This window comes from Verminephrobacter aporrectodeae subsp. tuberculatae At4 (assembly GCF_000193225.1).
GTDB classification, from domain to species: Bacteria; Pseudomonadota; Gammaproteobacteria; order Burkholderiales; family Burkholderiaceae_C; genus Acidovorax; species Acidovorax aporrectodeae.
Map to the genome: position 1 here is coordinate 1 of NZ_AFAL01000973.1, position 8,772 is coordinate 8,772.

At 61.3% G+C, this 8,772-nt stretch carries 10 protein-coding genes and 2 pseudogenes; all 12 read left to right on the forward strand.

What is annotated here, in order from left to right; all coding sequences use genetic code 11:
• Positions 1-232: pseudogene (locus VTU_RS30145) on the forward strand (ABC transporter ATP-binding protein); the annotation flags it as partial.
• A 26-nt stretch (positions 233-258) separates the two neighbouring features.
• Complete coding sequence (locus VTU_RS0123740) at positions 259-1,320, forward strand: ABC transporter permease (protein ID WP_010110070.1); 1,062 nt, start codon at positions 259-261, stop codon at positions 1,318-1,320.
• Positions 1,321-1,425: 105 nt separating this feature from the next.
• Complete coding sequence (locus VTU_RS0123745) at positions 1,426-1,665, forward strand: type II toxin-antitoxin system ParD family antitoxin (protein ID WP_010110071.1); 240 nt, start codon at positions 1,426-1,428, stop codon at positions 1,663-1,665.
• Positions 1,662-1,985 carry a type II toxin-antitoxin system RelE/ParE family toxin gene (locus VTU_RS30150; RefSeq protein ID WP_138928028.1) on the forward strand — a complete coding sequence of 108 codons (324 nt, stop codon included), beginning with the start codon at positions 1,662-1,664 and terminating at the stop codon, positions 1,983-1,985. Before VTU_RS0123745 ends, VTU_RS30150 begins: the two co-directional genes overlap by 4 nt.
• A 6-nt stretch (positions 1,986-1,991) precedes the next feature.
• Positions 1,992-2,909: an ABC transporter permease gene (locus VTU_RS0123755; RefSeq protein ID WP_010110073.1), complete on the forward strand. Its 918-nt coding sequence runs from the start codon at positions 1,992-1,994 to the stop codon at positions 2,907-2,909.
• Positions 2,910-2,956: 47 nt separating this feature from the next.
• Positions 2,957-4,237, forward strand: a pseudogene (locus tag VTU_RS30155) (amidohydrolase family protein).
• A gap of 142 nt (positions 4,238-4,379) precedes the next feature.
• A complete protein-coding gene (locus VTU_RS0123765; RefSeq protein ID WP_010110074.1) occupies positions 4,380-4,607 on the forward strand; it encodes a hypothetical protein in 228 nt (75 codons plus the stop codon).
• 3 nt (positions 4,608-4,610) lie between these two features.
• Positions 4,611-4,970 (forward strand): type II toxin-antitoxin system HicB family antitoxin, encoded by a 360-nt coding sequence (locus VTU_RS0123770; RefSeq protein ID WP_010110075.1) that lies wholly within the window; start codon positions 4,611-4,613, stop codon positions 4,968-4,970.
• 12 nt (positions 4,971-4,982) lie between these two features.
• Positions 4,983-5,288, forward strand: coding sequence for a HigA family addiction module antitoxin (locus VTU_RS0123775; protein WP_201766180.1), 306 nt, complete (start codon positions 4,983-4,985; stop codon positions 5,286-5,288).
• Between the two features lie 70 nt (positions 5,289-5,358).
• Complete coding sequence (locus VTU_RS33285; protein ID WP_138928029.1) at positions 5,359-5,562, forward strand: hypothetical protein; 204 nt, start codon at positions 5,359-5,361, stop codon at positions 5,560-5,562.
• Between the two features lie 45 nt (positions 5,563-5,607).
• Positions 5,608-6,981: a hypothetical protein gene (locus tag VTU_RS35295; protein WP_236610861.1), complete on the forward strand. Its 1,374-nt coding sequence runs from the start codon at positions 5,608-5,610 to the stop codon at positions 6,979-6,981.
• 113 nt (positions 6,982-7,094) lie between these two features.
• On the forward strand, positions 7,095-8,720 hold the full coding sequence (locus VTU_RS33295; RefSeq protein WP_138928030.1) for a phosphatidylinositol-specific phospholipase C domain-containing protein: 1,626 nt from the start codon (positions 7,095-7,097) through the stop codon (positions 8,718-8,720).
• Positions 8,721-8,772 lie beyond the last annotated feature (52 nt).

Genomic DNA, 8,772 nt, shown 5'->3' on the forward strand with positions numbered 1-8,772 from the left:
CCAGCCCAGTTGGGGCCTGGACGTCGGCGCTGTGGGCTTCGTGCAGCGGCAGCTCATCGCCGCGCGCGACGGCGGCGCGGCCGTGTTGCTGATCTCGGACGACCTCGACGAGGTGCTGGCCCTGGGCGACCGCGTGGCGGTGATGCACGGCGGGCAGCTGAGCCCGGCGCGGCGCGCGCGGGACTGGACGCGGGAGGCGATCGGGCTGGCGATGGCGGGCATTGCCGAGTGATGCGGTAACGGAAAGCAGGCTCCTCCATGCGGCTCGAAAAACGCCAGCATCCCTCCGCCGTGGCCTGCATCGCCGCGCCGGTGGGCGCCGTGCTGTTCACACTGCTCGTCAGCAGCCTGCTGGTGCTCTGGGCCGGGGCGCCGCTGGGGCCGACCTATGCGCTGCTGCTGCACGGCGCGCTGGGTTCGGTGTTTGCGCTCACCGAGACGCTCACGCGCGCCACGCCGCTCATCCTGACGGGGCTCGCGGCGGCGCTGGCCTTTCGCGCGCGGCTGTTCAACATCGGTGCCGAGGGGCAGCTCTACGCCGGCGCGCTGGCCGCCGTGGCCGTCGGCGGAATGCATGGTGGAGTGGGGCTGGATTGGCCGCCCGGGCTGCTCTTTCCCGCGCTGCTGCTCGCGTCCGCGGGCGCGGGCGCCTTGCTGCTGCTGGGCCCGGCGCTGCTCAGGGCGCGCCTGGGGGTGGACGAGGTGGTGACCACGCTGCTGCTCAACTTCATCGTATTGCTGCTGGTGTCGGCCTTGCTCGACGGGCCCATGAAGGACCCGCTCGCCATGGGCTGGCCGCAGAGCGTGGCGCTGCTCCGCGATCTGGAACTCGCCCGGCTCGTGCCCCGCACGCGCCTGCATACGGGGCTGCTGGGGGCCTTGGCGCTGGCGCTCGTGCTGTGGGCGCTGCTGCGGCGCACGCTGCCGGGGTTCGACATCCGCGCAGTGGGCGCGAATGCGCGCGCTGCGGCCTTTGCCGGAGTGCCCGTCACGCGCACCGTGGTGCTGGTCGCGCTGCTCTCGGGCGGTTTGGCGGGGCTGGCGGGCGCCATCGAGGTGGCGGGCCGCACCGGCTATGTGACGCTGGACATGTCGCCCGGCTACGGCTACGGCGGAATCGTGATCGCCATGCTCGCGGGCCTGCACCCGCTGGGCGTGGTCGCTGCGGCAATCTTCGTCGCGGGCGTTCTGGTCGGCGCCGACAGCATGAGCCGCGCCGTGGGCGTTCCCACCTACCTGGCCGACGTGATCGTCGCCACGGCGCTGCTCGCGGTGCTGGTGGCCACGCAGCTCACGCAGTACCGTGTGGTGCGGCAATGAAACACCCCGGAGCGCCCGCACTGGCTCTGGCTGGTTGACAAGCTTTGCCAATTTCGGAGAATTCGCGCATGCACCCGCTCCCACACCCCCCCAAAGACCCCGACCATGAACGTTTCCTTGACCCATGCGCTGCGCGAAATCGTTGACCAGCGCCTTCGATCCGGCCTCTACGGCAACGCCAGCGAATACGTTCGGGAGCTGATCCGGCGTGACGACGAAGCCACGGGACAACTGCGTGCGCTCTACCAGGCCGGCGTCGACAGCGGTGCTGCGGCTCCGATGGCGGCCGCGGATTGGGACGCACTGCGCGCCGCCGCCCGCTCCCGACCCACCCGCAGTGCATGAAGCCTGTCCACCGCCGTCCCTGTGCCATGGACGACATGATGGTGCAGGTGCTCTACCGCCGGGAAAGGGCAGGCGCAGCCTCGGCGAACATGCTGGTCGATGAGATGCAGCAATGCCTTGAATCCATTGCCGAGGCGCCAGACACCGGCTCGCACCGGATCGGCCAGCTTCTCGGTATCCCGCAGCTTCAGTGGAGCCGGGTCGGCAAGACCCGGCTGTGGTTCTGGTACGTGCAGGAGGACAGGTTCATCGACGTGGTCCGGCTCGTCAGCACGGATCAACTTCCGCGCCAGGCCATGCTCCCCGATGACCTTCATTGAACCCGCATGACCGATCTGCCCGACATCCTGGCCAACCCCGCGTTCTGGATCGCCACGCTGCGCATGGCCACGCCGCTGATCCTGGGCACCTTGGGCGTGCTGCTGTGCGAGCGCGCCGGGGTGCTGCACCTGGGCATAGAAGGCATCATGGTGGCGGGCGCCTTTACCGGTTGGCTCACGGTGCACGCCGGCCATGGCCTGTGGTCGGGGGTGCTCGTGGCGGCGCTCAGCGGCGCGGTGTTCGGGCTGCTGCACGCCGGGCTGACCGTGGGGCTGGCGTTGTCGCAGCATGTCTCGGGCCTTGGCATCACGCTGCTCGCCACGGCGCTGAGCTACTACGGCTACCGCGTGCACTTTCCCCGGGTGAGCACGCCGCCGACCATCGAACCCTTTGCGCCCATGCAGGGCCTGCCGATTCTCTCGGCGCAGACGCCGCTCACGCTATTCGCGCTGCTGCTGGTGCCGCTGCTCGCCTGGCTGCTGATGCGCACACCGCTGGGCCTGGCCCTGCGCATGGTGGGCGAGAACCCGCAGGCGGCCGAGGGCCAGGGAATCCCGGTGGCGGCCACGCGCACCGCGGCCGTCGTCGCCGGTTCGGCGCTGATGGGCGTGGCCGGTTCGTTCCTCACCCTGTCGGCGTTCAATGCGTTCTTTTTCAATATGGTCAACGGGCGCGGCTGGATCTGCGTGGCGCTCGTGGTGTTTGCCTCGTGGCGACCGGGCAAGGCGCTGCTGGGCGCCCTGCTCTTCGCCTTTTTCGACGCGCTGCAACTGCGCCTGCAGCAGGCCGGCGACGCCTGGCTGCCGTACCAGCTGTATCTGATGCTGCCCTACCTGCTGTCCATCCTGGCGCTGGTGCTGGTGGCGCGCAAGGCGGCGTATCCGCAGGCGCTGATGCAGCCCTATCGCCGGGGCGAGCGCTGACTGCGCCGCGCGCGCCCCTCGCCCCCTCCCCTGCCCCGCCACGGACCATGCTCGACCTCCTCGTCACCCACGCCACCCTGCCCGACGGGCGCACCGACGTCTCCATCGCCGTGCAGGACGGCCGCATCGTCGAGCTCAGCGCAGGGCTCCAGGCCCCCGCGCACGAGACGCTGGACGCGGCCGGAATGCTGCTCAGCCCGCCGTTCGTGGACGCGCATTTCCACCTCGATTCCGTGCTCAGCTACGGCCAGCCGCGGGTCAACCAAAGCGGCACGCTGCTCGAAGGCATTGCGCTGTGGGGCGAGCTCAGACCCCGGCTCACGCACGAGGCCCTGGTGCAGCGCGCGCTGCAATATTGCGACTGGGCCGTGGCGCGCGGGCTGCTGGCGATCCGCTCGCACGTGGACACCAGCCACCCCGACCTGCTGCCGGTGCACGCCCTGCTGGAGGTGAAACAGCGCGTCGCGCCGTATCTGGATTTGCAGCTGGTGGCCTTCCCGCAGGACGGCGTGCTGCGCGCACCCGACGGCCTTGCGAACCTGCGGCGCGCGCTGGACATGGGCGTGGACGTGGTCGGCGGCATCCCCCACTTTGAACGCACTGGCGCGCAGGGCAGCGAGAGCGTGAAGCTCCTGTGCGAGCTCGCGGCCGACCGCGCAAAGCGCGTGGACATGCACTGCGACGAGAGCGACGACCCGCAGTCGCGCCACGTGGAGACCCTGGCCTACGAGACCCGGCGCCTGGGCCTGCAGGGCCGCGTGACGGGATCGCACCTGACCTCCATGCACAGCATGGACGACTACTACGTGAGCAACTCATCCCGCTGATGGCCGAGGCGCAGCTCGGCGTGGTGGCGAATCCGCTCATCAACATCACGCTGCAAGGCCGCCACGACGGCTACCCCAAGCGCCGCGGAATGACGCGCGTTCCCGAACTCATGGCCGCGGGCCTGACCGTTGCCTTTGGCCACGACTGCGCGCTCGACCCCTGGTACGCCGGCGGCAGCGCGGACATGCTCGAAGCCGCGCACATGGGCCTGCACGTGGGCCAGATGACCAGCCAGGCCGCCATGCGCGCATGCTTCGACGCCGTGACGCAAAACCCCGCCCGGCTGCTGGGCCTGCAAGACTATGGCCTGGCGCCCGGCTGCCACGCCGACTTCGTGCTGCTGCACGCGCGCAGCCCGGCAGAAGGCCATGCGCCTGCGCGCGGCGCGCCTGGCCGTATACCGGCGCGGCAAAAGAATCGCCTCCAGCCCCGCGCCGCTGGCAACGCTGAACCTGGCCGGGCGGCCCGACGGGGTGGACTTTCTGGCGCGCATCGATTGATGCTTGGCGGTCTTCGAGATGGATCGTGCGGTCGCGACCTTGTTGAGCTCCGGCTTTTTTGCCAGCACCAGAGGGCGAAAACGCAAAAACGAAAGCCAGGGGCTTGCTCACGGGTGATGTTGCAGGCGATACTATGCGTCCCATGAACACGGCCGCCAAACTGATCGAATCCATGCGTCGCAACCCGCTCGATTGGCGCATCGGGCAGTTCCAAACCGTGGCGCGGCAACACGGCATTGCCTGGCGTCAGGAGGGTACGAGCCACTGCTGCTTCGTGCGCACGGATGGCAAGACGCTCTCGGTCCCGGCGCAGCGCCCGATCAAGCCGATCTATGTGAAAAAGTTCTTGGCCTTCGTAAAAGGAGATTGATATATGAGGAACCTCGACGAATATCCCTTTGAGATTCGCCCGCTGACGCCCGAAGAAGGGGGCGGGTTCCTGATTTCCTACCCGGATTTTTCCGAATGCATTTCCGATGGCGAGACCGTGGAAGAGGCCATTGCCAACGGGCGTGAGGCGCTGGAAGGGATGATCGAGGCGCTTGAGTTTTTCGAGCGTCCTGTCCCTTTGCCTTCCAGTGGCGGGGTAGCCTCTGGAAAATTTGTTACCCGTGTGCCCAAAACCACGCATGCGCATCTGACGACCCGCGCAAAGTCCGAGGGCGTTTCTCTCAACACCTTGGTGCTGGCCTTTATCGCGGAAGGGTTGGGACGGCGGGGGCCGCAAGCCTGAACGGCCTGCCAGATCCCCCCGCACAAGAGCCATGATGCACAACCCCCGCACCCCGGCGAAATGCTGCGCGAGGACGTGATCTCCGCGTTGGGCTTGTCCGTCCAGGAAGCCGCCGACCGGCTGGGCATGTCCCGCGTCGCCCTGTCGCGCGTGCTCAACGCCCACGCCGCGATCAGCCCCACCCTGGCCCTGCGCCTCGAAATGGCTGGCGTCAGCACCGCCCGCGCGTGGCTCGCCATGCAGGCGAACTACGATCTTGCGCAGGCCCGCAAGCTCCCGCAGCCGCCCATCCGCGCACTGCAGGCAATGGACGCCTGAGCAGCGGCGCGTGTCAAGATAGTTGTCGCCTCATTTAAACAGCCACCGACTGAATATCCTGTGCGCTCGAATGCGTCTTGATGCCGAACTGCGTCTCGATGTCAGCGCACCAAAGCTTTCCAGTGAAATCTCCAAGAGCGCAGCAGGTCGCTCGCGCTCGCTCTGGGGAAGATCGAACAAGGTGGACATCTCAGGATTCCCCCAACTCAGGGATGATGGAAAAGTCGCATATGCATCAGGAAGCGAGGTGGATATCACCGGCTCGTCGCTATGATGATCCATCCGCCTTGAAGGCAAGACACCCGCACTGGGTAAAAACATGGCCACGAATGAAAGAATTTCAATGACCAATGCTGATCCAGCCGGATCGACTTGGAAAAAGTGGGATTTGCATGTTCACACACCGTCATCGATCATTCACCACTACCCGGGCACGCCCGACGAGGCATGGGAGAAGTTCCTGTGCGACCTCGAAGCCCTGCCGTCTGAATTCAAAGTCATTGGAATCAACGACTACATCTTCATCGACGGCTATGAGCGGGTTCGCCAGGCCAAGTTGAAGCAAGGTCGGCTCACAAACATCGACCTCATTTTGCCAGTGATCGAACTGCGTCTGGACAAATTCGCCGGAGTGGTCAAAAAGGACAGGGACGGAACCCATTCACAGTCCGACTGGAATCGCATCAACCTCCACATCATCTTTGACGAATTGGACCCAAAACTGATTCAGCAGCAATTCCTCGGCTCGTTGGCCCCCTGCTACAACTTGATTCCAGACATCACGGATTTCAAAGGCAGGTGGAAAGGGGTCATCACCCGAGACAGTTTGACTGAACTCGGTCAAATGATCATTGACAAGGCGCCGCTCGAAAAAAAGGCCGACTATGCTCCACCCCTCGAAGAGGGCTTCAACAACCTGTGCGTGAGCTTGGACAAGATCCTTGAAGCCCTCGACAGGCACTCCCTGTCCGGAAAATATCTGATTGCCGTCGGCAAGACGGAATGGGACAACCTCAAGTGGACCGGTCAGTCAATCGCTGAAAAAAGCAACATCATCAACAAGGCCCACTTGGTGTTCACCGCCTCGGCCAATCCTGCTGCCTACCACACTGCCAAGAGGAAGCTCACCGAGTCCAACGTCACAAACACTTTGCTCGATTGCTCTGACGCCCATGCCCTGAGCGACTCTGAACACAAGGACCGTATTGGCAATTGCTTCACCTGGATCAAGGCCGACGCCACCTTTGAGGGAATTCCGTTATACATAAGTCATAAAACCTATATAAATCAACAACTTACAGGTGCTGACCACCGTGTGAGTGGTTCATATCGACCCTATACAAATCAAACACTTACGACACTTCACTGCCAGCGACATCGATTGAAAGCGGACTTGTGTATAACGAAATGGCCTGAGCCGGGTGCTAACCACTTTGCTGCTGCTACAGGCCGGCTATGCCTACATGCCCTAAGATCACTCGAAAGCGTGCTCGAGCAGAGCAAGGATGCCTACGACTTGGCGCCGCGGCAAACGCAGGCAAGCATCCGTACGTCAGGTTCTGTCGCGAGCTTCAGGCTCAGGGAACTTGTGTATAGCGAAATGGGCTGGCCGGGGTGTCTGGTACGCGTTCGCGTCGTCATCCGATGTGCCACGCAGCAGCCACCAAGAAGAACAAGGAGGACCTTCAGGTGACGGTGATTCGGGAATATGCATGATATTCAAAACTAAGTTACCTCAAAAAACCACTACCATTCGTCATTAAAAAACGGTTCGTCAAATACTTTCAACAAACCATCTTAATCATCATGAATCAGAGAAATAACAAATTCCTTTTGGCGATGGCGGCTGGGCTCGTCATTTCTGGATCAAAGGTGCATGCAAGCTATCAGGCAGATGCTTGGCAACATACCGGTGCGTTTTCTACGAACATCACGGCTTCCGCAGATAATTCCTCTTTCATGAAGGCCCTTGATGGAAACACTCGCATCAATCGCCTTTCGTTGGTTGGAACACATGATTCTGCTGCAATTACTGGGGGTTCCATAGCCTTTACTTCGACCATTGTCGGCCCGCCTGCAGGGTGTGCGAGGGGCGCAGCATTGGCCCCCGTTACTGTCGGAGCTTCTTTGCTATTGTGTGTAATGAGTGCGTTTTCAGGCTCGGTTCTTCAAGATGTTGTGCGCACGCAAACAATGCCGCTCACGGAACAGATGAAAGCAGGTGTCAGATTTTTTGATATACGCGTGAAGCACCGAAATAACAAGTTTCAGCTGCATCATGGCGTCAGCGATTTGGGCGCCGATATGGATGGTGTATTGTCGAAACTCAAAGAATTTCTGAGCAAACATCCAGAAGAATTCATCATGACTCGGTTCAGAAACGAGGATGATGGCGACAGAAATGCATCCATCAATTATGCATCCGGAAACACTCGATATTTCGGAGAAACCTTGCACGGATATATTAAAAAATATGGCGAAAGCTTATTTTGGAATAATAGTGAAGGGGAGTCAAACCCAACACTACGCTCTGTCAGAGGAAAAATTATAATTCTTTCCGATTTCCCGTTTGGTAATGTCTCAGCAATTTCTACCAATGGGTCTTTGGCTGAAAAAGAAATTATCGGACCAACAGGGACATTCAAGTACGGTCTGCCGTATCGTCAGGCCAGAATTCATGATTCTTACAAGCTGGATTCAAACTGGTCTCTTTACGATAAATGGGAAGATGTAAAAAAGTATCTGGTGACCACGAATTCTCAAACACCGTCTTCGGATCTAAATATCGGCTATCTGAGTGGCTCCGTAGGGTCGTTTCCATATTTTGTTGCCGGCGGTCGCACGTATGCCAATACAAGCGCCAGTCATCTCCTGACTGGGGCAACCGAAACCGCGACGGGAATTAATTGGGACAAATGGCCTGATTTTCCGCGTGGTTCATGCACGTGGGGGCCCGGATGGATATGTTCGATCTTCTTTTCTGGCCTAAATGAACTGACGGCGACATGGCTGACAAAGAGCAATCCCCAATACGTAGGAATTTTGGTTGCTGATTTTCCCGGAAATGACCTGATTGACCGAGTCATTAAAATCAATGCGCAATTCAAAAGAATGCTGCAACTGGAAGGACAGGAATGGGTTTCCCTCAGTTCCAATGGCGTAGACCCACAATGTGCCAGCAATGATGGGATTCGCTGTTTGCGTGGAGTTTCGTCTGCCGAGGCGACAAGGGCCACCACCGTATTGGTTTGCGGTCAAGACCACCGGGCCAAGTGGGGATCTACTGGGTACGAAAATAGAAGCCATTGGTGCTCCATAGCTCGCGATAAGGTAACTCGCGATATGGCAGAAAATTCCTCTGCGGAACAGCGCATGCCAAGCATGGGATCCTCGTCGTTTCGTATGGAAACCAACATGCACAATAGCCGCTGATAGTGGATGCTGGAGGACAGGTCGCCTTGGGCTTGTCCACAGGTCCACCAAG

Bases quoted from the DNA above. Each gene is read 5' to 3' on its own strand.
- VTU_RS35295 (WP_236610861.1), top strand. From the start codon at position 5,608: ATGGCCACGAATGAAAGAATTTCAATGACCAATGCTGATCCAGCCGGA.
- VTU_RS33295 (WP_138928030.1), top strand. From the start codon at position 7,095: ATGAATCAGAGAAATAACAAATTCCTTTTGGCGATGGCGGCTGGGCTC.
- VTU_RS0123740 (WP_010110070.1), top strand. From the start codon at position 259: ATGCGGCTCGAAAAACGCCAGCATCCCTCCGCCGTGGCCTGCATCGCC.
- VTU_RS0123755 (WP_010110073.1), top strand. From the start codon at position 1,992: ATGACCGATCTGCCCGACATCCTGGCCAACCCCGCGTTCTGGATCGCC.
- VTU_RS0123770 (WP_010110075.1), top strand. From the start codon at position 4,611: ATGAGGAACCTCGACGAATATCCCTTTGAGATTCGCCCGCTGACGCCC.
- VTU_RS33285 (WP_138928029.1), top strand. From the start codon at position 5,359: ATGCGTCTTGATGCCGAACTGCGTCTCGATGTCAGCGCACCAAAGCTT.
- VTU_RS30150 (WP_138928028.1), top strand. From the start codon at position 1,662: ATGAAGCCTGTCCACCGCCGTCCCTGTGCCATGGACGACATGATGGTG.
- VTU_RS0123765 (WP_010110074.1), top strand. From the start codon at position 4,380: ATGAACACGGCCGCCAAACTGATCGAATCCATGCGTCGCAACCCGCTC.
- VTU_RS0123745 (WP_010110071.1), top strand. From the start codon at position 1,426: ATGAACGTTTCCTTGACCCATGCGCTGCGCGAAATCGTTGACCAGCGC.